The sequence below is a fragment of the Salegentibacter haimaensis genome (genome assembly GCF_054121495.1).
Genome location: NZ_JBSYGH010000001.1, coordinates 198740 through 222193, shown reverse-complemented (window position 1 = coordinate 222193; position 23454 = coordinate 198740). Strand labels below are relative to the sequence as shown.

The following is a 23454-nucleotide window of genomic DNA, read 5'->3' as shown; positions in this document are numbered from 1 at the left end:
TTTTCTAATATTTTATTGGTTAGAAACTTACGCTTATCCCGAACTGATAGGTTCTTGGAATGGGTACGGCTCCAAAATCAAATCCTCTAACATTTCCCTGTCCACCTGTGTTTACTTCGGGGTCCCATCCACTATAATTATCCCAGGAAATCAAATTTCTTCCAACTAGACTAAATCTTACATTGTCAATGTATTGAATAGGATCTTTAATAGAATAAGATAAGGAGACCTCCCTTAATTTGACAAAAGAACCATCTTCCACATATTCTTCAAAAATTCCCGCCTGGGCCCCTCCATATGCCTTTGGTCTGTTTCCACGTAATTCTTCACCTACGTTAGAACCTCCACCAAAAATAACATTATCTAAAAGCCTTCTATTCCAGTTAAAGACATCGAAGCCCTGTACTGCATCAAATTGAATTCTAAAATTAAAATTTTTATAACTGAATTCATTAATAAGAGATCCATACCAATCTGGATTGGGATCTCCAATTACTTTAGCTGTAGATCCATCTTCATTAGTACCTCGAAACGGATAACCAGCATCATCTAAAAGAATCGTTCCGTTTTCATCTCTGGCATAAAATGAACCTCTGAAAACACCTAAAGATTCACCTTCAATTACGTAGTTAGTAGAAAAACTTCCGGCCAAGGCAAATTGTTGACCTGCTACATTCGTTATTTCATTTTCATTACTGGTATATGTTGTGGAAATGTTCCAATTAAAATCATCTGTTCTAATTGGGTTTGCTCTAAGCATAATTTCCACACCCGTATTTTCCAAAGTTCCAACACTTTCAAATCTGGAAGCAAAACCTGCTGAAGGGGCTAACTCTCTATTTAGAAGAAGGTCAGAAACTTTTTGCTGATAATAAGTAAATTCAATTCCTACTCTTCCATTAAACAACCCAGCGTCAAAACCTATTTCAGTTTCAGATTGGCGCTCCGGAGATGCATCTATATTACCAAGCTGCGAACCTAAGATTAAACTATTTTGTCCATTGATTGCCCCTGGGGTGAAATTGGTAAATCGACTAAATGCTGGTAGCGCGCTAAGTCCTCCCGATTGACCCCAGGCTGCACGTAACTTTAAGGTATTAAAAGTATCACCTAAAACATCTTGCCAAAAATCTTCTTCAGAAATTATATAAGAAAAGCCTCCCTTAGCATATAATTGATTACGTTGATCTTCAGCAAAAACTGAAGACCCATCTGTTCTTAACGCACCATTTATATAAAGTTTATTCTTAAATCCAAAAGTTTGTTGTACAAAACCACCCCATAAAGTAAAAGGAATTCTGCTTTCACCCTGTTCTAAGATCCCACCTGAAGTAGCCGTTTCTATCACAGGTGGTAAACCAGTAGCCTGAATGGAAATTGTTTCTATCTCCTGAAATTGATAAGTTCCACCTACTATGGTAGTCGACTCAATATCCTCCGTGAGATCTACAGCATAACTTAAATTTAAATCACTGTTATATTGAAAATTATTTCTGTCAGAACGACGAGCAAAACCATCCCCGATTGAGGAAGTATTATTTACGGGTAAAAAGGCAGTTGCAGATTGGTTATAATAATCTAATCCAAAAACGTAGGATGCGGTTAAATTTTCAGTGATATCTGCATCCAATTTAAAACTGGTAATAAATCGATTTGTTTTATTACCAAAATCAAACCTGTTTACTGCTTCAGCCGGATTCGTTCTGGGAACAAGAAGTGAAGTAACCGGGTACACCCCAGATTCGTTGGGAGCAGGATTAATTGAATTATCGCTAAATAAAAACCCTGTAATCGCACCATAAGCTGCATTAATACCCCCATTTGGCACATCTTCGCTAACACTTCTGGAATAATTAAAATCACCGGTCACCTTTAGCCAATCAAAAGCCTGTTGAACAACATTGGTTTTAAAATTAATCCTGTTAAAATTTGTATTCTTTACAATTCCTTCATTATTGGTTTGAGCCGCCGATATATAATATTGGGTATCCTCGTCTCCTCCACTCATAGAAAGAAAATTTTCTATCCCTATACCGGTTTCAAAAATTTCATCCTGAAGATTATATCTTTGAACCGGTACTGTATTTAAATTATTTCTATCAAACGGATCTTCCCAGGCCAGTGGTGCAGTATTATACTCAATTTCCTTTCTTAGACTGCTGGCTCTTACTGTAGTATTAAAATTAAATACGGTCTCTCCACTTTTTCCCTTTTTGGTAAAGATTTGAACAACCCCGTTATTGGCCCTTGAACCATATATAGCTGAGGCAGCAGCACCCTTTATTACTTCTATTTTAGCAATATCTTCAGGATTTAAATCGGCTAATCTATTTTGAGAATTACCTCCAATATCTACCAACTCATTGCTTGAATTATTTAAAATTACTCCGTCTAAAATATATAACGGTTGGTTGCCTCCTAGACTGCTAGCGCCACGTAAAAGAACCGAGATACCACCTGCAGGATCACCTGAATTTTGCGTCACCAAAGCTCCGGTTATTTTCCCCTGAAGAGCCTGATCTACCTGAACTGAAGCATTATTGGTAAGATTATCGGCATCTACAGAAGATAGGTTAATTGCTAAGGCCCTTTTATTGGTACCAATAACGTTTCCTGTGATTACAACTTCATCTAAATTTAGTAAGTCTTCTGTTAATTCAAAATTAGTCGTAATCATACTATCAGTTCCCAACTCTATGCTTTTACGCTGGGTTTTAAAACCAATATAATCTACTACGATTGTGTAATTTCCTGGCTCTAAATTCGCGGTGAAAGTATAATTTCCATCAAAATCTGTAGATGCACCTCTGTTCGTGTTTTGAAGGAAAACAGCTACACCAGACAAAGGTAAATTAGTCGATTTATCAACAACAGTTCCCTGAAAGCTATATTGTGTTGTTTGTCCAAATACATTTATATTCCCTATAAAAAATAAAGTGAATATTAATCCAATATGGTAATATTTATATCCTAATTTATTATTTTTTTCCATTGCTTATAATTTAAAAGGTTCTTTAAAATTTTGTGCATCTATGTAAGTTGAAGAGAAGCACGGCAATAGTAATAAAGGCTTACGCAATCGTTTTTCCATAATGTAAAATTTGTTTTAATAAATCTGTTAGCTGTTAGTAGAAATACCTATATCCGCTTAAAAATATATAGATTTCTAAACGTTAAATATATGGTAATAATTAAAATGATGAAATTTTAAAGATTTTTTTTAAATAAATACCTGACTTAAATAAAATTTTTATTTAAGTTTTTCCCGATAGGCTTGCACTCCGGCCCGAACACTGCCATAATTTTTTAACAATTCTGAAGCCGTTTTTTCATCTACCCCAAGTTCTTCCATGATCATTCGGGTACCGCGACCTACCAGTTTTTTATTGGAAAGTTGCATATCTACCATTTTGTTGCCTTTAACGCGCCCAAGTTTGATCATAACGCTGGTAGATATCATATTGAGCACGAGTTTTTGTGCGGTACCGGCCTTCATTCGGGTGCTTCCGGTAACAAATTCGGGGCCTGTGATTACCTCTATGGGATATTCACTGGCTGCGGCTAGCGGACTCCCGGAACTGCAGGTGATACAGCCGGTGGCTATTCCATTTTTGCGGGCGGTTTCGATTCCGCCAATTACGTATGGGGTGGTGCCTGAAGCGGCTATTCCCACCAACACATCCTGATTTGAAATTTGATATTCCTGAAGGTCTTTCCAGGCTTGTTCGGTATCATCTTCAGCGTTTTCAACGGCTTTTCTAAGGGCAATATCGCCCCCGGCAATAAGACCTATTACCATATCATCGCTTACGCCATAGGTGGGAGGACATTCCGAAGCATCTAAAACCCCCAGCCTACCGCTAGTTCCGGCGCCTATATAAAAAAGACGGCCCCCTTCCTGCATTTTGGGAACGATTACCTGTACCAGCTTTTCAATGGCAGAGAGTTGTTTTTCAATAGCATCGGGAACGCTTTTGTCTTCTTTATTGATGTTGCTGAGCAACTCCTGGGTGCTCATCTTCTCTAAATCATTATAAATAGAGGACTTTTCGGTATCGGGATTCTTTTGCTGCATTTTTCCTTTTCTTTTTAAATTTTTTATCGACTATTGAGCAGGCATAAAATCTGAAAATACTCCTGCCCCGCTTTCATTATTCCATTCCACTTCAGGACTTCTGAAAAAATTCACTTTCATATTTTCCAGGCGTTGCCCGTGCGAGCCCAGCCTGTTTAAAAAATCATCATAATTTCGGTTTTCCTGGAGGCTCCAACCCACCTCGGCCATCGCTATGCTGCGAGGCCAGAACCTGTCGTCGGCAGCTTCATTGCTCAGTACTTTTTCAGTCCAAACCGGGGCCTCTACCCCGATCACATTTTTATTATTTATTTTAACCGAATACACATTCTTTAAGGAAACACCAGATTTCTTACACCAATTATTGGTAAACTCCTGTCCGGGAATATTGGCATGATCAAAATAAAAGGCTGAACAAATAGACTCTATCTGTCTAACACTTACTTCAGATTTGGTCTTCCCGTTCCAGCGCTGACTGATTAAACTTTCATCTACTTTGGCCTGAGTCACCTCTTCCCAGCCAATTGTCGTCTTTCCAAGACCACGCACTATAGAATCGGCTTTCACTACGAATTCTTTATAGCGTTTATCTTTGATTTCATCGCCACCAATATGCAAATAAGGCCCCTCGGTAATCTCTGCCATTTCGCCCAGGACGGTTGCTACAAATTCATAGATCTCGGGTTTTTCAAGACAGAGTTTGCTCCAGCCCACTTTATACTCATGGAAAAGCGCGGGAGGGGTGGCCATTCTTGGTTCGAGATTGGCAAATTCATCGCAATTAAGCTCGGGATAGGCCATTAAGGCTGAATAAATATGGCCTGGCATATCGATTTCAGGAATTATCATAATGTTTCTCGCCAGGGCATAATCCTGGATTTCCTTATACTGCGCCTGGGTTAAAAATCCAGATTGGCCACCTTTTACAGCGCCCATACTTCCTTTATTCGTTAGTTCAGGCAATTGCTTTATCTCTATTCTCCAACCCTGGTCGTCGGTTAAATGCAGGTGCAGGCGATTGAGCTTATAAAGAGCCATCCTGTCGATATGCTTTTTAATGTACTCTACTCCAAAGAAACTTCTGGAAATATCGAGCATAGATCCACGCCATTCGAAACGCGGAACATCGGTAATGCTTACCTGTTTTAATTCGATTTCTTCGGAAATTTTTCCTTTTTCGATTCCCGCCGGAAGCATTTGTCTAAAGGTTTGCACGGCATAGAATAATCCGACTTCAGAAGCAGCTTCCATCAATACGGCATTTTTTGAAACATCGAGCTTATAGCCTTCCCGGCCCAGCTCTCCTTCCAAATCGGGATTGATCTCAAGGTTGAATCCGTTGCATTCGCCCCCGCGCATTGGGTAAGCCTGCGCCTGGGTATTGTCAAGTAATTTCTTCAGCCAGTTTGCGGCGGTGCGGGCACCCTCTCCGTAGCAAAGCGTGGTTCGCTCTGGGAGACGAAATTTCCCGTTTTTCCATTCGATTTTAGAAGGTGCCGGGATGATATGGTTTATTGCTGAATTTTCTTCCTGGGCATTTATCGCCTGGAAATTCAGAAAAAATGAGAGCAGAAGTAAATAAGAAACGAACTTCATAAGCTTAAAATTTTATTTGATTTTGTGACCTTTTACTGCAAAGAAAAGGATGAATAAATAACAGGGAATAAGTACCCAATATGCATCCTGGGCATTCCAGTTTTCTGCAAGAGCTCCATAGGCTAACGGAATGATAGCCCCTCCGGCTATTCCCATAACCAATAAGGAAGAAGCAGCCTTTGTAAACCTACCTACATTGGCCAGAGCTAAAGGCCAGATGGCAGGCCACATTAATGAGTTAGCTAATCCTAAAAGGGCTATAAATGCCAGGGAGACATAACCTGAAGTAAAGATGGCAATTACAGAAAACAGAATTCCTGTTACTGCTGAAATTTTTAAGGCATTTTCCTGAGTTACCAACCTGGGTATACTCACAATTCCTATTAAATATCCTATCACCATAGCGACCATAGTTCCAGTGGCGAAGTATTTTGCAATACTCAGTGAAACTCCCTGTTCCATCCCATAACTAATAATACTGTCGGCGGCTATTACCTCTACTCCAACGTATAAAAATAGCGCTATTACGCCCAAAATCACATGCGGAAAATCTAAAACGCTCTTCTTCCCTGCATTTTGAAGGCTGAGGTCTTCATCTTCTTCATCGGTATCTATTTCTGGTAAGCTCGATTTAAAAACCCATAAGGCCAGCAATAGCAACACGATGATAATTCCTATATAAGGCGGAATTACTCTCAGGGCCATTGCATCTAATTCTTCAATTCGTTCGGCTGCGCTAAGGGTAGAAATTTTTGCCTGCAATTCATCGGCCTTATCCAGCTGCAGGAAAAATCCGATAAGGATCGGGGCAATTCCACCTGCTAATTTGTTGCAAATCCCCATTATACTAATGCGCTTTGCTGCACTTTCAGCCGGCCCAACTATGGTTACGTAAGGATTCGAAGCGGTTTGTAAAATTGCCAGGCCGCTACCCATAATAAACAGGCCGGCAAGAAAAAGAAAATAGGTACGCATAATGGCAGCCGGAATAAATAACAGGGCTCCCACAGCCATAACTATGAGCGCTACAGACATACCTTTTTTGAATCCTAACCAATTTAGAGTCTTGGTAGAAATTGGCGCCATCACCACATAGGCTATATAAAAGGCAAAAGTGACAAAGAAGGATTGGAATTTTGTTAATTCACAGGCAATCTCGAGATAAGGTATTAATAGGGAGTTTAACCAGGTTACAAAACCGAAAATGAAGAAAAGCGCTCCAATTATGATGATCGACTTATTGGTGCTGCTATTAGATGCCTGAGCTTGTGCTGCCATAATTCAAAGAATGTTGTAAGGTTTATTACTGTTAAACAAAACCTTAGGATTTCCTAACAAACCTATAATAAAAATGCTTCCTACAAAAAAAAGAAACTTTTTTAAAAACCCGGCTACTTATTCTAAATTTTTATAAAAACAGAATAGCTTTTAAAAATTTTTGGCCTTAAAGAAAATCCGGCGCAAAAAAAGTCTCAGCAGAATTTTAAAAAGCAATTGAGAGCTTAAAGCTTGCGAAAATTTACGCATTTCGGGATTAAAAGGATTCGAAGCCTTCTTTAAAATACCCTATATTTGTACACTTTAATTTTGAAGGTGAATTGCCTTCTTTTCAGTATAGATTAGAATATGAAGCATATACGCAACTTTTGCATCATCGCACACATAGATCACGGAAAAAGTACCCTTGCCGACCGACTTTTAGATTCTACCGGCTCGGTGACCGATCGTGAAAAACAGGAACAACTGCTGGACAGTATGGACCTGGAACGCGAACGTGGCATCACGATTAAAAGTCACGCCATTCAAATGGATTATGTGTATAAAGGTGAAAAATATGTGCTTAATTTAATCGATACTCCCGGCCACGTGGATTTCTCTTATGAGGTTTCGCGCTCTATCGCTGCCTGTGAAGGAGCTTTGCTGGTGGTAGATGCGGCGCAAAGTATACAGGCACAAACCATTTCTAACCTGTATTTAGCCCTGGAAAATGACCTGGAGATCATTCCGGTCTTGAATAAGGTAGATCTCCCCAGCGCAAACCCCGAAGAAGTAACCGATGATATCGTAGATCTTTTGGGGTGTGATCCTGCCGATGTGATCCCTGCCAGTGCAAAAACAGGAGTGGGAATTGAAGAAATTCTTGAAGCCATTATCACCCGTATCCCGGCTCCCAGCGGAAAAGTAGATGCACCGCTAAGAGCGCTGATTTTCGATTCGGTTTATAACCCGTTTCGTGGGGTTGAAACCTATTTCAGGGTAATTAACGGAAGTATTAAAAAAGGTCAGAATATCAAGTTTGTAGCTACCGGAAAAAATTACTTTGCCGATGAAGTAGGTACTTTAAGGCTAAAACAGCAACCCAAACAGGAAATAAAAACCGGGGATGTAGGTTACCTCATCACCGGAATTAAAGATGCCCGCGAGGTAAAAGTGGGTGATACCATTACCGATGCAAAAAATCCAACCACCGAGGCTGTTGCCGGTTTCGAGGATGTAAAACCTATGGTATTCGCCGGAATTTACCCTGTAGATACCGAAGATTACGAAGAACTGCGCAGTTCGATGGAAAAGCTTCAGCTTAACGATGCCTCTCTTGTTTTTACCCCCGAGAGTTCTGCAGCGCTTGGCTTTGGATTTCGTTGCGGATTTTTAGGAATGCTTCACCTGGAGATCATTCAGGAGCGGCTGGAGCGAGAATTTAATATGACTGTGATCACCACCGTTCCCAACGTGTCTTACCACGCCTATACCAATAAGAACCCCGATGATCTTATCCTGGTAAATAATCCTTCAGACCTGCCGGAGCCTTCTTCCTTAAATCGTGTTGAAGAACCATTTATAAAGGCGACCATCATTACCAAGGCCGATTATGTTGGGAATGTGATGAGCCTTTGTATCGAAAAAAGAGGGGAAATCACCAACCAAACTTATCTTACCACCGAACGCGTGGAACTATCGTTTGATATGCCTCTGGCCGAAATTGTTTTTGATTTCTACGACCGGCTAAAAACCGTATCCCGGGGCTATGCTTCTTTCGATTACTCCCCTATCGGAATGCGACAATCTAAACTGGTAAAGGTAGATGTGCTTCTTAACGGAAATGTGGTAGACGCCCTCTCTGCCCTGCTTCACGTAGATAATGCCTACGATATAGGTAAGAAAATGTGTGAAAAGCTGAAGGAACTAATTCCAAGACAACAATTCGATATTCCTATTCAGGCGGCTATAGGGTCTAAAATTATTGCCCGGGAAACCGTAAAAGCCCTGCGTAAAGACGTTACCGCCAAATGTTATGGAGGAGATATTTCTCGGAAGAGAAAACTTCTTGAAAAGCAGAAAAAGGGTAAAAAACGAATGCGACAGGTTGGAAATGTAGAAATTCCACAGGAAGCCTTTATGGCAGTGCTGAAGTTGAATGATTAGATTCTAAATTTTTATATTTTTTACTAAGGCCTCGCTGGAATTTCGAGGCCTTTTTATTTTTATGAAGTTTTTTAATTTTGTTAGTCCACCAACTTCAGACTAAAGACTAAATATAATGGCGGGACATAGCAAATGGGCGAATATCAAGCATAGAAAGGGCGCACAGGATAAAAAACGCGCTAAACAATTTACCCGGGCGATCAAGGAAATTAGTGTGGCTGTAAAAGAAGGTGGCGGGCCAGATCCCGAGGCCAATCCGGCGTTGCGAAACGCTATTTCCAACGCCAAGGGAGTGAATATGCCCAAAGACACCATCGAGCGCGCAATAAAGAAAGCCAGCGGCGCCGATGCCGATAATTATGAATTGGTAAGCTTCGAGGGCTATGGCCCAAATGGCATCGCTTTTTTCGTTGAGTGTACCACCGATAATACCAACAGAACTGTAGCCTCGGTGCGTTCCATTTTTTCGAAAAATGGCGGAAACCTGGGAACTAATGGTTCTCTTGAATTTCTTTTTGATAAAAAAGGGGTCTTTGTAATTGAACGCGAGAAAATCGCCATGAACCTGGAAGAATTTGAATTGGAACTCATCGAAGGCGGAGCCACCACAATCGAAAAAGAGGAAGATTTTATCACGGTTTATACTGAATTTACCAATTTCGGACTTATGTCTTCAAAACTTGAAAATCTCAATATTGAAGCAAAATCTTCAGAAGTTCAAAGAATCCCAATGAACCGATTGGAACTTCCTGTAGCAGATGCAAAGAAAATACTTGAGCTGGCCGATAAATTTGAGGATGATGAAGATGTGCAAAATGTGTATCACAACCTCGAAATCACCGATGAATTAATGGACGCTGTGGAAGAATAGGCCTTTTCCTATTCAAATTTTTCGGCTTCAATTATTGCGGGTACACAATAATCCTGGTGTTTTCTTCAAAGTATTTTTCCATTTTATAGGGAATACTTTCCAGTATCTCCCGGTAAGCCGGAGTTCCCCTTCTGGCACTAACCAGCATAATGATATCTTCAGACCCCAAATCTCTGGCGATAACAAGAAAATCATCCCAGTTGTTGAATTTTTTAAATTCAAAAGGCGCTCTAAGATTCAATTCTTCGGTTTTGGACTCTATGCTTTGTTGGGTTTTTTCTGAACAGTACATCACAATGGGAATGCTCAATTCTTCGGCCATTTTGATCACTTTTTTAAGCCATAGTTCAAATCCCGGCATTTCTTCAAAACCAACAGGAGCCGTTACAATTAATTTTTCGTTAGTAGCCCAGGGTTTGCGCACGTCACATAGAAAAACAGTTTTTTTGGTTTGATCTATTATGCTTTGCATCTTCTCCCCGATTACAACTTCATCTCCCGAACTGGTAGGCCATCCCATAATGATGAGATCGGCGATCAATTCACGGGATTTGCGGGAGATTCCCTGCGCCACATCCTGGTCTATGGTAGCGGTAATATCCACATCGGTTTCTGAAGCCGAAGCCTGTGATACAAATCCGTCGAGTTTGTTTTTGGCCTGTGCTATATTCAATTCGGCCTGTTCATCGTTTGGTACTACTGAAAGAATCGAAACCGGATTTAGCGAAGCTTTATCCTTGATTAAAATGGCAAACTCTACCAACTTATCGAAATTCACCATATTGGCCAGAGGTAACAGGATGGTTTCCATCTTGTAGGTCTCAGTTTGCTTGATCTCTTCAGGATTGATATCCTTTTTTTCAGCCAGCATTTTGGCGGTTGCCTTTTCAGTAGCAAATGTGGCCACAATCGAGGTGATTAGAATAAGAATAATAGTTCCGTTAAGAATATTGATATCTATAATTTCAGCATTATAACCCACAATGATCACGGCCAGGGTGGCAGCGGCGTGCCCCGAGCTTAAGCCAAAAATTACTTTTCGCTGGGCTGCAGTGTATTTAAAAGCCAGTTGTGTGAAAAATGCAGCCAGCCATTTCCCTGAAATTGCAACTATAGAAAGGGTTAATGCCACGGCTATAGCCATCCAGCCCGTTAGAATTACGCTTATATCTACCAACATTCCCACGCTTATAAGGAAAAATGGGATGAACAATGAATTTCCCATAAATTCAATTCGGTTCATAAGGGCTGAAGAATGAGGAATAAGACGGTTAAGGCCCAATCCCGCCAGGAAGGCTCCAATAATGTCTTCTACCCCGGCCAATTCAGCCAGAAAGGCGGCCAGGAAAACCACGGCAAGCACGAAAATATAATGGGAATGTTTTTCTTTTTCGAGTCTTGTAAAAAACCATTTTGCGATTCGCGGAACCAGAAAGAACATGATAGCCACAAAAATACTGAGGGAGATCACCAGGCGAATCCAAAAATCCATACTCAGGCCACCTTCCTGGGCATTTCCGAGAATTACCGCAAGAATTATAAGTACAGCAGTATCGGTTAAAATGGTGCCTCCAACGGTAATGGCCACGGCTTCATTTTTAGAGACCCCCATCTTGCTTACAATAGGATAGGAAATCAGCGTATGGGTAGCAAACATACTGGCGGTGAGAAAGCTGGCGTTGAAATCGTAATTCAGTAAATAATAACAAACCGGAAAACCGATAGCCAGCGGCAAGATGAAGGTGAAAAATCCAAAAAGCAAACTTTTATTTCTATTGATTTTGAATTGATTCATATCCAGTTCCAGACCCGCGATAAACATGATATACAACAACCCGATCTTGGAGAATAGGTCTATAGCGGCATTTTGTTCCAAAAGACCGGCACCATAGGGCCCGATGATAATTCCGCTTATGATTAATACGATAATACCGGGAATGTTCAATCTCCTGAAGAGAATTGGGGAAATAAGAATAATTAAAAGAATAAGGGCAAAAACCAGAACAGGATTTGAAAAAGGCAATTCAAATTCGTGTTGTAAAATTTCGAGAAATTCATTCATAGTTCAGTCTATTGGCCGGGTATAGTTTAAAACTTCCCCCTTAATATCTCGCATAATTTAGCTGAGGAAAGCTTAGTAAAAATAGGAAAATAGTAGCATCCCACCATTTCCCCCTTCGCTTTTATAGATTCCCTAACATTCGGTTATGGCGGGCTAATCGCAGTCTTAATTTTGTTGAAATTCAAATAAAACCTATTTTACGGCTGCTAACCACCACTTCACTATGGAAGAACTCAATATTTTAAACATTCTCATCATCTTAATAGCCGCCTGGATAGGAGGTTCGGCAGCGAAACGTTTTGGTTATCCTGCGATTTTGGGAGAGCTGGTCATAGGGATAGTTTTGGGTCCTGCCGTATTTGGGCTTATGGAAACTTCAGAAATGCTCAATGTGCTTGCCGAGGTGGGAATCATTTTGCTTATGGTATATATAGGCCTGGAAATTAATTTCAGAGACCTGGGCAAGGCCAGTTGGGCCGGGTTATTAGCGGCAGTAGGTGGGTTTATCGTGCCTTTTGCCCTGGGTTATTATACCATAATCTGGTTTGGGGGAACTCAAATCGCGGCGGTTTTCGTCGCTATTGCCGTGGGGGTCACCTCCCTGGCAACAAAAAGCCGCATTCTGGTCGATTTAAAATTGCTCAATACCCGAATTGCCTACGTGCTTATGGCCGGTGCCCTTATTTCAGATACCCTGGCCCTGGTGATTTTTGCTGGAATTATTAGTTATGTAGATGCAGGAAATATTGATACCCTGAGCATAGCCTGGGTAGCTACTAAAGCCATACTTTTCTTTGCTGCGACTGTGCTCGCCGGGATTTACCTGATGCCTTTACTTGGCAGGTATCTCACCAAAATGGATGTGAAAAGCCGCACCATGCATTTCACCCTTATTCTCATCATTGTTTTTCTGTTTTCAGAACTGGCAGAAATGGCAGGGCTTCACAGTATTTTAGGAGCATTTATGGCGGGGCTATTCATTAGAGACGGGGTTTTTAACCGACAAATTTCAAAAGAGGTAACCAATATTTTTCACGATATCTCGATAGGTTTTTTGGCCCCTATTTTCTTTGTGACTGCCGGGTTTAACGTAACCCTCGATGTTTTTCAAACCGATTTAATACTACTGGTAGCGGTGATTGGAGTAGCTATGCTGGGGAAAATCCTGGGAACCGCATTATTCTACCTTCCCAGCGGTTATGGCTGGCGCGAAGGAATTACCGTGGGAACCGGGATGAATGGCCGTGGCGCCGTTGAAATTATTATTGCAGGAATTGGCCTGCAAATGGGAATTATCACTGCTGAAATTTTTTCCATTCTTGTATTTATGGCCATACTCACCACGCTTACCGTGCCCGTATTTTTAACCTGGACTACCAACTGGCTGAAAAAAAGAGGAGAATTAATTCACCAGGAATCCAGGCAGGGTTATCTCATTCTGGGGGCTAATCCGCTGGGGATTTACCTGGCCAATAAACTCAAAGGCGATACCGATATCACTCTTGTCGATGCCAACCGGGATTTTGTAAATGCTGCCCAAAAAGAAGGTTTTAAAGCCTTGCACGGAAATATTTTAAAGGAAGAAACCATGGAAGAGGCCAAAGCAGCTGAAAAATCGACTTTTATCGCCCTTACCGGAAACAGCGAAATCAACCTGCTGGCCGCCAGGCAGGCCGATGAATTCTTTTACGTACCCAATAAATATGTGTTGGTTGCTCCCAGTAAAGATGGTGCCGATGTAGACCTGCTGGACCCCGTGGGCGCTTCCTCTATGTTTGCCAACAAAACCGACCCCGATCCCTGGATTCATCGCCTAAATACCGGGAATTTCAGAGAAACTGAAGAACTTATCGAAGAAGAAATTTCTACGCGGGAGTGGGTTAAAAATCATCGAAGCACAAATGGAGAAATTTTACCCTTGGTGATTAAAAACCAACAGGGAAGTACCCGTCCCTTTCATTACAGGGATGACATTTTACCCGATGAAAAAGTGATTTTTTTAGTGGATCATAAATAAACTCGGTTTTCTTCCCGGCATTTATTAATTTGCATACCCGCAAAAATTTTGTAATTCATGAAATTATATCCTATTGAAGCCGGGAATTTTAAACTCGACGGCGGAGCTATGTTTGGGGTAGTCCCCAAAAGCCTCTGGCAACGAACCAACCCGGCCGATTCAAATAATATGATAGATATCGCAGCCCGCTGCCTTCTCATTGAAGATGGCGACAAGCTCATTCTAATCGATAATGGTTTGGGAGATAAGCAAGACGAAAAATTCTTCAGTTACTATTACCGCTGGGGAGATCATTCGCTTGATAAATCTTTAAAAAAAGCCGGATTTCATCGAGATGATATCACCGATGTTTTCCTTACTCATTTGCATTTTGACCATTGCGGTGGAAGCATTCAATGGAACAAAGACCGCAGCGGATTTGAACCGGCCTTCAACAATGCCCGCTTCTGGAGCAATAAGGAGCACTGGGAATGGGCCACCAAACCCAACGCCCGCGAAAAAGCTTCTTTTTTAAAAGAAAATATCTTGCCTATGCAGGAGAGCGGCCAGTTGAATTTTATTGATCGTAAAAATGGAGAGCAAAAGGTAAATGCTGAAAATTTAGGTTTTGACGTACTGTTTGTAGACGGGCATACCGATAAACAAATGATTCCGCATATTACCTACAAAGGCAAAAAGCTGGTGTTTATGGCCGATCTTTTGCCTACCGCAGGCCACGTGCCTTTGCCTTATGTAATGGGTTATGATACCCGCCCATTATTAACGCTTTCAGAAAAAGAAAAATTTCTTCAGAAGGCAATAGAAGAAGAATATTTCCTGTTTATGGAACACGATGCGCATAACGAGATCATAAGTCTGAAAAATACAGAGAAAGGTCCCAGATATGATAAAACCTATACCTTTAACGAGTTATTCAATTAAAAACAAGCTATGAAAATACCTTTTTATCGTCCCCTGGCCGCGGCTGCTTTTGCGGTCTTGCTTTCGGCCTGTAGCAGTAGTGCACCCACTATTGTTTCCACCCCAATTTCGAATATAGATTCTATCCCTTTAAAAATCAGTGACCTTTCTGAAACCCAGCTTAAGGGTTGGGGGGGAGCCGATTTGATTGCGGACACCATCCCGGGAATGAGTGTGGATAAGGCCTATACTGAAATCATTAAAAATCAAAAAGGAAAACGGGTTATCGTCGCGGTGATAGACAGCGGGGTAGATATAGAGCACGAAGACCTGCAGGGCAGTATTTGGAGGAACCCGAATGAAATTCCGAATAACGGAAAAGACGATGATAACAACGGTTATGTAGACGATATACACGGCTGGAATTTTCTGGGTGATGCGGTAAAAGAAAATATGGAATATACCCGTATTTACAAGCGCCTGCGCCCAAAATATGAAAACAAACCTGCCAGTTCGATCTCTACTGCAGATAGAGCTGAATATATCTATTACCAGGAAGCCAAAGCCGAGTATGAAAAGGAATATTCTGAAACCACGCAGAATATCAATCAATATCAGCAAATCAAGCAACAATTGGTCAATGCCCACGCGGCAGTAAGTTCACAATTGGGAACCGAAGATTACACCAAAGAAGATTTATCGGCCCTACAAACCGACAATCAGCAACTTATGCAGTATAAGGCGATGCTGCAGCAAATTCAGGATAATGTAAATGAAAATATTCCTGAAGCCTTAGCCGAGCTCGATGAGGCCATCGAGTACTACCAGGATAGACTGGATTCCCATTTTAATATGGAGCTCGACGGGAGAGCCATAGTTGGTGACGATCCCTATGACATCAATGATACCGACTACGGAAATCCTAATGTGATGGGACCTTCTTCAGATAAAGAAGATTTAAAACACGGGACCCACGTGGCGGGGATTATTGCGGCCAATCGCGATAACAATATCGGGATTAAAGGAGTGGCAAACAATGTAGCTATCATGACGCTTAGAGCCGTACCCGATGGAGACGAATACGATAAAGATATCGCCCTCGCCATACGTTATGCCGTAGACAATGGTGCCAGCATCATCAATACCAGCTTCGGAAAATATTTTTCTCCAAATCCTGAATGGGTGGAAGATGCGATTCGCTATGCCGCCGAAAATGATGTGCTTATCGTTAATGCAGCCGGAAATGAAAGTACCGATTTAGAGGTAAAACGCGTTTATCCAAACGACCAGAATCCCGATAATCCTGAAGAATTCGTGGATAATTTCCTAACCGTAGGAGCTTTAAATTATGAGTATGGATCTGGTCTTGTAGCCGGATTTTCAAACTACGGAATTAGAAACGTGGATGTTTTTGCACCCGGCACCAAAATCTGGTCTACCACACCAAATAACGAATACGAATATCTACAGGGAACTTCTATGGCAGCACCGGCGGTAAGCGGGGTTGCAGCCATTATAAGATCATTTTATCCAAAATTAACCGCCGCCCAGGTAAAACAGGTAATTATGAATAGCGGATTACCGGTTAAGGCCAGAGTTAGAGTAGGAGAAGAGCAAAGCCAGGTAAAGGATTTTGCTGAACTTTCTACTTCAGGTAAAATGGTAAATCTCTATAACGCCTTAATTTTAGCTTCACAGACCAAATAATAAAACTTACTTATGAAGAAAATCATCTTAAGCCTAAGCCTTTTAATTTCAGGATTGGGTTTTGCTCAAAACAATACTTCCTACTGGCAACAGCACGTAGATTATACGATGGAAGTCGATATGAACGTTGAAAATTTCCGGTATACGGGAAAACAGGAATTGGTATATACCAATAACTCTCCAGATACGCTTTACCGGGTATTTTATCATCTTTATTTCAATGCTTTTCAGCCCGATTCTGAGATGGATATTCGCTCAAGAACCATACAGGATCCCGATAGGAGAGTGGGTGACAGAATCTCAAAACTTAGCCCCGAGCAGCAGGGATACTTAAAGATTTCCAATCTCACACAGGATGGAAAAGCTCTTGAAAATAAAGTTTCGGGAACTGTTTTAGAAGTTGAACTCGATAAACCTATTTTACCCGGAACGAAAACCACCTTCAAGTTGGATTTCGAGGGGCAGGTGCCTGAGCAAATTAGAAGATCGGGAAGAAATTCTTCTGAAGGCGTGGCACTTTCTATGAGCCAGTGGTTTCCTAAACTCGCCGAATACGATTTTGAAGGCTGGCACGCCGATGCCTACATTGGCAGAGAATTTCACGGCGTATGGGGTGATTTTGATGTAAAACTAAGCATCGATAAAAATTATACCGTAGCCAGCACTGGCTATCTTCAAAACCCTAATGAGATTGGTCACGGTTACGAAGATGAAGGCGTAAAGGTAAAGCCTGCAAAAGGTCAAAAACATACCTGGCATTTCGTAGCTCCACAGGTGCACGATTTCACTTGGGCTGCAGATCCTGAATATATTCACGATAAACGAACCGCCAGCGATGGTACAGTGCTTCATTTCTTTTACAAAGACAATGAAGAGATCAAAGAAAACTGGAAAAATCTTCAGCAGAAAACCGAAGATCTCCTGGTGTTTTTCAATGAGCATATAGGCCCCTATCCCTGGGATCAATATACCGTAGTGCAGGGCGGTGACGGCGGAATGGAATACGCCATGTTAACCCTAATCACCGGAGAGCGCAGTTTTGGTAGCCTTGTAGGAGTAACAGCCCACGAACTCGCTCACGCCTGGTTTCAGCATTTAATGGCTACCAACGAGAGCAAACACGAATGGATGGATGAAGGTTTTACCACCTATATCTCGAGCCTGGCGATGAATGAAGTGATGGATCAAAATTCTGAAAATCCACATTCTGGTTCTTACCGCAGCTACCTGGCCCTGGCCAATTCGGGAGTGGAGCAGCCGCAGAGTACCCACGCCGACAGGTTTGCGCTAAATGGGGCTTATGGTGCTTCAGCTTATTCTAAGGGAGCTGTATTTTTGGCTCAGTTAGGTTACATCATCGGGGAAGAAAACCTTCAAAAAACCTTAAAAAGATATTACCACGACTGGAAATTTAAACATCCCACTCCAAATGACTTTATTCGTGTAGCCGAAAAAGTTTCGGGAGCAGAACTGGATTGGTATTTAATGGATTGGACTCAAACCACCAATAAAATCGACTATGCTATCGCTGAAGTTTCCGAAGAAAACCAGGGAACAAAAGTTAAATTACAGCGAAACGGGCTTATGCCAATGCCGGTAGAGGTAGAGGTGACCACCACAGGAGGAGAGACCAGCCTTTATTATATCCCGCTGAGAATGATGCGATGGGAAAAACCATTGGCAGATGACTCAAAGAAAATTTTGGAAGATTGGGCCTGGGCCTATCCAACTTATGAAATGAGCCTGGATATCCCGCTTTCTGAAATTGCAAAAATTGAGATCGATCCTTCGCAGATGATGGCCGATGTTAACCGCGAGGATAATGTTTATGAAGCTGAAAATACTTCAGAATAATACATTTTCAACATTTTTCAAAAAGCCTTCCTCTGCAGGGAGGCTTTTTTATGGCCTTCAGCCAAAAGACACGGCTTAATTTTGGTTACTTTTGAGCTATGGATCAAAGCTTCGGAAAAAAAGAAAAACTCAAGAGTAAAATTATCATAGACCGGCTGTTCACCGAGGGCAGGCAGTTAAAGAAATTTCCGCTTAAGCTGGTTTATCTTCCATTGGAGCAGGCTGGAGAAAGTCAGTTTCAGGTTGCGGTATCGGTTCCGAAAAAACTGATAAAAACAGCCGTTAAAAGAAACAGAATCAAGCGCCTGATGCGCGAAATTTACCGAAAAAATAAGTACCTTGTTGACAATGAAATCAATAAGTCATACGCCTTAATGTTTATTTATATTTCCAGGGAAGAAAGCAGTTATTCACAGTTGGAAAAATGCATTCGGCATATTTTTAAAAATTTTAATGAAAAGGAAACGAGCGATGAAAAATAGAGTTTTAAAAGCCGGATTTGTACTAATAACTGGAGCCTTCTTAGTGATGGGAAGCACCACCTACCGCAGCGATTTTTTCGAGATCGCCAAGCAAATTGAAATCTTCACCACTTTGTTCAAGGAGATCAATATGAACTATGTAGAGGAAACCAACCCTGCAGAGCTAATGGATACCGCTATCCAATCTATGCTGGCCGATTTGGATCCTTACACCAACTATTGGAACGAGCAGGATGTTGAGGCTGCAAGAATTAACAACTCGGGAGAATATACCGGCATTGGAGCTGCGGTGAAAGCAGGAAAGGATAAACTTACCATCCTGGAAACCTATAAAGATTATCCTGCCGACAAGGCCGGTTTAAAGCCCGGAGATGAACTTCTGGAGATTGGAGGGATACGTGTTGAAGATTTTCAGGAAGATGCGGGAGAATTGCTTAATGGAGCTGCCAACAGCCCGGTTGAAATAAAATACCAAAGGCAGGGCGACATTAAAACCACCACTTTAACCCGTGGTTCTGTAAACCTGAAAGCTGTTCCATTTTACCGCCTGCTGGACGATAACAGCGGCTATATTGTACTTTCGCGATTCAACGCCAAAGCTTCCAGCGAAGTGGCCAGGGCTTTAAAAGATTTAAAAAATCAGGGAGCCGATAAGATCATTCTGGATTTAAGAGGTAACCCGGGCGGATTGCTGGGAGAGGCGATAAATGTGAGCAATATTTTTATTCCCAAGGGAGAACTTATCACTACCACAAAATCGGTCATCGATAAATACAACAAGGAATATTTCACTCAAAAAGAGCCGATAGACAGTAAAATCCCGTTAACTGTGCTGCTGAACGGAAGAAGTGCCTCGGCCAGTGAAATCGTGGCCGGAGCGGTGCAGGATTTAGACAGGGGAGTGGTTATTGGTGCGAGAAGCTTCGGAAAAGGTTTGGTGCAAAGACCCAAAGAGCTGGCTTATGGCACCCAGTTAAAAATCACAATTTCCAGATATTATACTCCCAGCGGAAGGTGTATTCAGGCTTTAAATTACCGCAACAGGGATAAGGAAGGAAATGCCCTAAAAAATGAATCTTTTACTGAATTCTCTACCCGAAACGGTAGAAAGGTATTTGACGGAGGCGGCATTGAACCCGATATAAAACTGGAGACTTCAGCTTATTCTGAGATTACCACAGCCTTGTTGGTACAGGATGCTATTTTTGATTTTGCTACTGATTATTACTATAAAAATGAGCTACAAAAACCTGAAAATTTTCAGTTCACTGAAGCTAACTGGAATGACTTTAAAACATATCTTCAGAAGATAGATTTCACCTACCAAACCAATACTGAAAAGGAATTGGAAAAATTACTGGCTACAGCCAAAGATGAGGGGATGGAACAATTGGTGCTTCCGCGCTATAAGGAGATTTCAACAGCAATTGAAGCCGATAAAAAACAGGAACTGGAAGATAAAAAACCTGAAATCACCAGTTTATTAACCGATGAGATCATCAAGCGATATTTTTATAAAGAAGGTTTATACGAATATTATGTGCAGCATAATCCTGAAATAAAGGAGGCACAAAAAGTATTAAACGATGCTACTCGTTATTCCACTATTCTGAAATAGCATAATTCACCATCGCGATATGCGGAATTCCATCTTCCAGGTAAGGTTCCCCGGTTTGGTGAAATCCGTGCGTTTCGTAAAAGGCTGTAAGATAGCGCTGTGCCGAAAGTTTGATTTTTTCAGTTTTAAAATGGGTTTTTATAGCTTCGATCGAAACAATCATAATGCGATGCCCATAACCAAATTTTCGCTGATTCATTTTTACCACCACCCGGCCTATGGCAGCAGCCTCAAAGTAATATCCGCTGTCAAAACAACGGGTATAGGCGATGATTTTTCCATCTTTTTTTCCTAAAATATGCAGGGCATCCCGGTCTTTGCCATCGATATCCTGGTACACGCAATTTTGTTCTACCACGAACACTTCAGACCTTAGCTGAAGTATGTTATATAATTCATCTAAATTAAGTTCTTCAAACTTTTTTATTTCTATCTGCATCTAGTCCTGTACTATTAAATCTTTATTTCCGTCGCGTCCAAATTCGGGTTGAATATTTACGTGGTTGATGTTGAATTCCTTATAAACCAGTTCCTCAATTTGAGCGCGAATAATATTGAATTCCTGTAAGTTGATATTTTCGTTAAAGTCTACGTGGGCTTCCAGGTGGGTCTCATCTTCATTCAATTGCCAAACATGAACGTGATGTACGTTGTTAATAACCGGAATTTCAGCAATTTTCTCGGCGATTTCTTCCAAAGTGATATCGGTAGGAGTAAAGAGCATCAACACCCGGGTTGAGTTTTTAAGCAAATCCCAGCCAACTACTATAAGATAAAGAGCGATGGCTAAAGTAAGTGCCGAGTCTACCCAGTACATCTCGTAGTATTTCATCAATAATCCGCCGGCAAGCACAGCCACAGAGGCCAGCATATCGGTAAAAAGGTGAATATAAGCCGATTTAAGGTTCATATTAACCTTGCTATCTCTTTTCAATAGCAACACGCTGAAACCATTGCCTAAAATCGCAAAAACAGCCAGCCAGATCACAAGGCCCGAATCTATAATTTTAGGGTTTCTGAATCTATCAATCGCCTCTATAATGAGCCATACGGCAACCACTATTAAAGAAGCGGCATTCACAAAAGCAGCGATTATTTCGGCTCTTTTATATCCAAAGGTTTTATTGAGACTGGCTTCCTTTTTTGCCAGTTTATGCGCTATTAAACTTATCACAAGCGAAATAACATCGCTGAAGTTATGCAGCGCATCAGAAAGCAGCGCGAGACTCCCACTTATAAAACCACCGATTACCTGGGCCAGGGTAATAAATGTATTAAGGAGGATGGTAATTATTAAATTACGTCCCGCTAATTGACCGTGATAATGGGTATGATCGTGGTGAGAGTGCGAATGCTTATGTGACATTAATTTTGCACCGGGATTTTATCGATTCGGTTTTGATGACGGCCTCCTTCAAAAGGGGTTTCTAAAAAGGTCTTCACCATATCCAGGGCCTGGTTTTCTGAAACAAAACGGGCAGGAATACTTAAAATATTGGCATTGTTATGCTCTCTGGCAAGTTTGGTAATTTCACTGGTCCAGCATAAAGCCGATCTTACACCCTGGTGCTTATTGGCGGTCATATTTGCACCATTCCCACTGCCACAAATAATAATACCGAAATCTACTTTTGAATTTTCAACATCATTGGCTACGGGATGCACAAAATCGGGATAATCTACGCTATCATTAGAGTTAGTACCATAATTGGTTACTTCAATTCCTCTTTCTTTTAGCAAATCAACTACCTTTTTTTTGTATTCGGTACCGGCGTGATCGTTTCCTATGGCGATTTTCATAATATGGGTTTTAGGAGAACAAAGTTAAGAAATTGGGTTATTAACCGTAATAAACAGCCTTGTTAATTACTTTTTAAAGTGACTTAATTTTCAAGGTATTGCGTTTTACACAAACATGTGGATAAACTTTGATGATTAAATAAAAAAGAGATTTGCTTTATACGGGTAAAATTTCAATAGCAACTTTTTTCTGGATAACTCAAATTATAAGTGGGTTATTTTTGGCAAAGTTATGAGCAATCAAAAACAGGTTGTAAACAAGAATTTTTATGAAAGTTTTCAAGCGCTGCTATTAAGATTTCTTTTTCAACTATTGTTAACTAAGTCTTAAAATCATTAGAGAATCAGGACTTTAAAAATTTAAAGCAATGTTAATAAGTTGTTAGTGAATACAAGTATCGGATTTAACAAATAAAGCTTCAGAATTTTATTGCACAAATTAACAGCCCATAATACACCATCATTTTTAATTTTTTAAAAAAGAAGAAATAAATAATAATAATAAGCTTGTTAACAACTATACGATGCGAAGATGATTTGGATCTTCATTAAACCGATCGAAAATCTTTTTTGCTTTTTCAAAGTCGTCGAAGTGAACCAGTAAATCTATTCCTCCCAGGGCGTAGGAATAAAAAGGTAGCAAGCCTATTAAAGTATCATTTTTTAGCAAATATCTAATGCCTTCCTGGTCAAAGACCAGCCGCAATACGGCGTATTCGTGGGGATAAGTGAAGCTGGCCAGAAAAGTGAACTCTTTCATAGTATTAAAAATGAGTTACTTAAAGATAGCACTTAAACCTGAAAAGCTGCCCTGTTAATTTGCTGCACCGGGGAGATATGCAAATCGATTTCAGATTTCTTGTTTAAGGAACGATTTACATACCCAATTGTACCTAAAATACCCAACAAAAAAATGAGGATAAAAAGAAGTGATATGCTTTGCGATTTTTTCATCTCCCTGGTTTTCAGAATCTAAAATTAGCTATTTAGGCCAATTTTAAAGTTAATTCAAATTTAAGAATGTTTTAAGATAACTTTTACATTTTCAA

Annotated in this window: 18 protein-coding genes; 8 read left to right on the top strand and 10 right to left on the bottom strand. The window is 40.8% G+C overall.

Going from position 1 to position 23454, the window contains the following annotated elements:
• Positions 1–19: 19 nt before the first annotated feature.
• The 4 genes from ACW6QP_RS01090 to ACW6QP_RS01075 form a co-directional block, all read right to left on the bottom strand.
• On the bottom strand, positions 20–2992 hold the full coding sequence (locus ACW6QP_RS01090; protein WP_457908985.1) for a SusC/RagA family TonB-linked outer membrane protein: 2973 nt from the start codon (positions 2990–2992) through the stop codon (positions 20–22).
• 258 nt (positions 2993–3250) lie between these two features.
• Positions 3251–4075, bottom strand: coding sequence for an N-acetylmuramic acid 6-phosphate etherase (gene murQ, locus ACW6QP_RS01085; RefSeq protein WP_457908984.1), 825 nt, complete (start codon positions 4073–4075; stop codon positions 3251–3253).
• A 30-nt stretch (positions 4076–4105) separates the two neighbouring features.
• Positions 4106–5671 (bottom strand): beta-N-acetylhexosaminidase, encoded by a 1566-nt coding sequence (locus ACW6QP_RS01080; protein ID WP_457908983.1) that lies wholly within the window; start codon positions 5669–5671, stop codon positions 4106–4108.
• Positions 5672–5683: 12 nt separating this feature from the next.
• Positions 5684–6949 carry a sugar MFS transporter gene (locus ACW6QP_RS01075; RefSeq protein WP_457908982.1) on the bottom strand — a complete coding sequence of 422 codons (1266 nt, stop codon included), beginning with the start codon at positions 6947–6949 and terminating at the stop codon, positions 5684–5686.
• A 348-nt stretch (positions 6950–7297) separates the two neighbouring features.
• Between ACW6QP_RS01075 and lepA the strand changes: the two genes are divergently transcribed.
• Together lepA and ACW6QP_RS01065 are read left to right on the top strand one after the other, a co-directional pair.
• Complete coding sequence (gene lepA, locus ACW6QP_RS01070; RefSeq protein WP_457908981.1) at positions 7298–9094, top strand: translation elongation factor 4; 1797 nt, start codon at positions 7298–7300, stop codon at positions 9092–9094.
• Between the two features lie 115 nt (positions 9095–9209).
• Positions 9210–9965, top strand: a complete 756-nt coding sequence (locus ACW6QP_RS01065) for a YebC/PmpR family DNA-binding transcriptional regulator (protein WP_457908980.1) — start codon at positions 9210–9212, stop codon at positions 9963–9965.
• 31 nt (positions 9966–9996) lie between these two features.
• Here ACW6QP_RS01065 and ACW6QP_RS01060 read toward each other — a convergent pair whose 3' ends face one another.
• Complete coding sequence (locus ACW6QP_RS01060) at positions 9997–12027, bottom strand: cation:proton antiporter (RefSeq protein ID WP_457908979.1); 2031 nt, start codon at positions 12025–12027, stop codon at positions 9997–9999.
• Positions 12028–12250: 223 nt separating this feature from the next.
• On the opposite strand from ACW6QP_RS01060, the gene ACW6QP_RS01055 reads away from it, so the two are divergent.
• The 6 genes from ACW6QP_RS01055 to ACW6QP_RS01030 all read left to right on the top strand — a co-directional run bounded on the left by ACW6QP_RS01055 (position 12251) and on the right by ACW6QP_RS01030 (position 20605).
• A complete protein-coding gene (locus tag ACW6QP_RS01055; protein WP_457908978.1) occupies positions 12251–14044 on the top strand; it encodes a cation:proton antiporter in 1794 nt (597 codons plus the stop codon).
• A gap of 57 nt (positions 14045–14101) precedes the next feature.
• Positions 14102–14965 carry an MBL fold metallo-hydrolase gene (locus tag ACW6QP_RS01050; RefSeq protein ID WP_457908977.1) on the top strand — a complete coding sequence of 288 codons (864 nt, stop codon included), beginning with the start codon at positions 14102–14104 and terminating at the stop codon, positions 14963–14965.
• A 9-nt stretch (positions 14966–14974) separates the two neighbouring features.
• Positions 14975–16651: a S8 family serine peptidase gene (locus tag ACW6QP_RS01045; protein WP_457908976.1), complete on the top strand. Its 1677-nt coding sequence runs from the start codon at positions 14975–14977 to the stop codon at positions 16649–16651.
• A gap of 12 nt (positions 16652–16663) precedes the next feature.
• Positions 16664–18505 (top strand): M1 family metallopeptidase, encoded by a 1842-nt coding sequence (locus ACW6QP_RS01040; protein WP_457908975.1) that lies wholly within the window; start codon positions 16664–16666, stop codon positions 18503–18505.
• Positions 18506–18603: 98 nt separating this feature from the next.
• Entirely contained in the window at positions 18604–18987 is a 384-nt protein-coding gene (gene rnpA / locus ACW6QP_RS01035) for a ribonuclease P protein component (protein ID WP_457908974.1), read from the top strand.
• Positions 18977–20605, top strand: coding sequence for a S41 family peptidase (locus ACW6QP_RS01030; protein ID WP_457909411.1), 1629 nt, complete (start codon positions 18977–18979; stop codon positions 20603–20605). Before rnpA ends, ACW6QP_RS01030 begins: the two co-directional genes overlap by 11 nt.
• Here ACW6QP_RS01030 and ACW6QP_RS01025 read toward each other — a convergent pair.
• The 5 genes from ACW6QP_RS01025 to ACW6QP_RS01005 all read right to left on the bottom strand — a co-directional run bounded on the left by ACW6QP_RS01025 (position 20592) and on the right by ACW6QP_RS01005 (position 23359).
• Entirely contained in the window at positions 20592–21044 is a 453-nt protein-coding gene (locus ACW6QP_RS01025; RefSeq protein ID WP_457908973.1) for a GNAT family N-acetyltransferase, read from the bottom strand. The genes ACW6QP_RS01030 and ACW6QP_RS01025 overlap by 14 nt on opposite strands.
• The gene (locus tag ACW6QP_RS01020) at positions 21045–21971 is read right to left on the bottom strand and encodes a cation diffusion facilitator family transporter (RefSeq protein ID WP_457908972.1); all 927 of its coding nucleotides are present in this window, start codon (positions 21969–21971) and stop codon (positions 21045–21047) included.
• A complete protein-coding gene (rpiB, locus tag ACW6QP_RS01015) occupies positions 21971–22405 on the bottom strand; it encodes a ribose 5-phosphate isomerase B (protein ID WP_457908971.1) in 435 nt (144 codons plus the stop codon). Before rpiB ends, ACW6QP_RS01020 begins: the two co-directional genes overlap by 1 nt.
• A 517-nt stretch (positions 22406–22922) precedes the next feature.
• A complete protein-coding gene (locus ACW6QP_RS01010; RefSeq protein WP_457908970.1) occupies positions 22923–23165 on the bottom strand; it encodes a DUF2007 domain-containing protein in 243 nt (80 codons plus the stop codon).
• Between the two features lie 32 nt (positions 23166–23197).
• Complete coding sequence (locus tag ACW6QP_RS01005; RefSeq protein ID WP_457908969.1) at positions 23198–23359, bottom strand: hypothetical protein; 162 nt, start codon at positions 23357–23359, stop codon at positions 23198–23200.
• Positions 23360–23454 lie beyond the last annotated feature (95 nt).

Excerpts from the sequence above, each read along its gene's own strand:
- ACW6QP_RS01090 (WP_457908985.1), bottom strand. The coding sequence starts at position 2,992 with ATGGAAAAAAATAATAAATTAGGATATAAATATTACCATATTGGATTA.
- murQ (WP_457908984.1), bottom strand. The coding sequence starts at position 4,075 with ATGCAGCAAAAGAATCCCGATACCGAAAAGTCCTCTATTTATAATGAT.
- ACW6QP_RS01080 (WP_457908983.1), bottom strand. The coding sequence starts at position 5,671 with ATGAAGTTCGTTTCTTATTTACTTCTGCTCTCATTTTTTCTGAATTTC.
- ACW6QP_RS01075 (WP_457908982.1), bottom strand. The coding sequence starts at position 6,949 with ATGGCAGCACAAGCTCAGGCATCTAATAGCAGCACCAATAAGTCGATC.
- lepA (WP_457908981.1), top strand. The coding sequence starts at position 7,298 with ATGAAGCATATACGCAACTTTTGCATCATCGCACACATAGATCACGGA.
- ACW6QP_RS01065 (WP_457908980.1), top strand. The coding sequence starts at position 9,210 with ATGGCGGGACATAGCAAATGGGCGAATATCAAGCATAGAAAGGGCGCA.
- ACW6QP_RS01060 (WP_457908979.1), bottom strand. The coding sequence starts at position 12,027 with ATGAATGAATTTCTCGAAATTTTACAACACGAATTTGAATTGCCTTTT.
- ACW6QP_RS01055 (WP_457908978.1), top strand. The coding sequence starts at position 12,251 with ATGGAAGAACTCAATATTTTAAACATTCTCATCATCTTAATAGCCGCC.
- ACW6QP_RS01050 (WP_457908977.1), top strand. The coding sequence starts at position 14,102 with ATGAAATTATATCCTATTGAAGCCGGGAATTTTAAACTCGACGGCGGA.
- ACW6QP_RS01045 (WP_457908976.1), top strand. The coding sequence starts at position 14,975 with ATGAAAATACCTTTTTATCGTCCCCTGGCCGCGGCTGCTTTTGCGGTC.
- ACW6QP_RS01040 (WP_457908975.1), top strand. The coding sequence starts at position 16,664 with ATGAAGAAAATCATCTTAAGCCTAAGCCTTTTAATTTCAGGATTGGGT.
- rnpA (WP_457908974.1), top strand. The coding sequence starts at position 18,604 with ATGGATCAAAGCTTCGGAAAAAAAGAAAAACTCAAGAGTAAAATTATC.
- ACW6QP_RS01030 (WP_457909411.1), top strand. The coding sequence starts at position 18,977 with ATGAAAAATAGAGTTTTAAAAGCCGGATTTGTACTAATAACTGGAGCC.
- ACW6QP_RS01025 (WP_457908973.1), bottom strand. The coding sequence starts at position 21,044 with ATGCAGATAGAAATAAAAAAGTTTGAAGAACTTAATTTAGATGAATTA.
- ACW6QP_RS01020 (WP_457908972.1), bottom strand. The coding sequence starts at position 21,971 with ATGTCACATAAGCATTCGCACTCTCACCACGATCATACCCATTATCAC.
- rpiB (WP_457908971.1), bottom strand. The coding sequence starts at position 22,405 with ATGAAAATCGCCATAGGAAACGATCACGCCGGTACCGAATACAAAAAA.
- ACW6QP_RS01010 (WP_457908970.1), bottom strand. The coding sequence starts at position 23,165 with ATGAAAGAGTTCACTTTTCTGGCCAGCTTCACTTATCCCCACGAATAC.
- ACW6QP_RS01005 (WP_457908969.1), bottom strand. The coding sequence starts at position 23,359 with ATGAAAAAATCGCAAAGCATATCACTTCTTTTTATCCTCATTTTTTTG.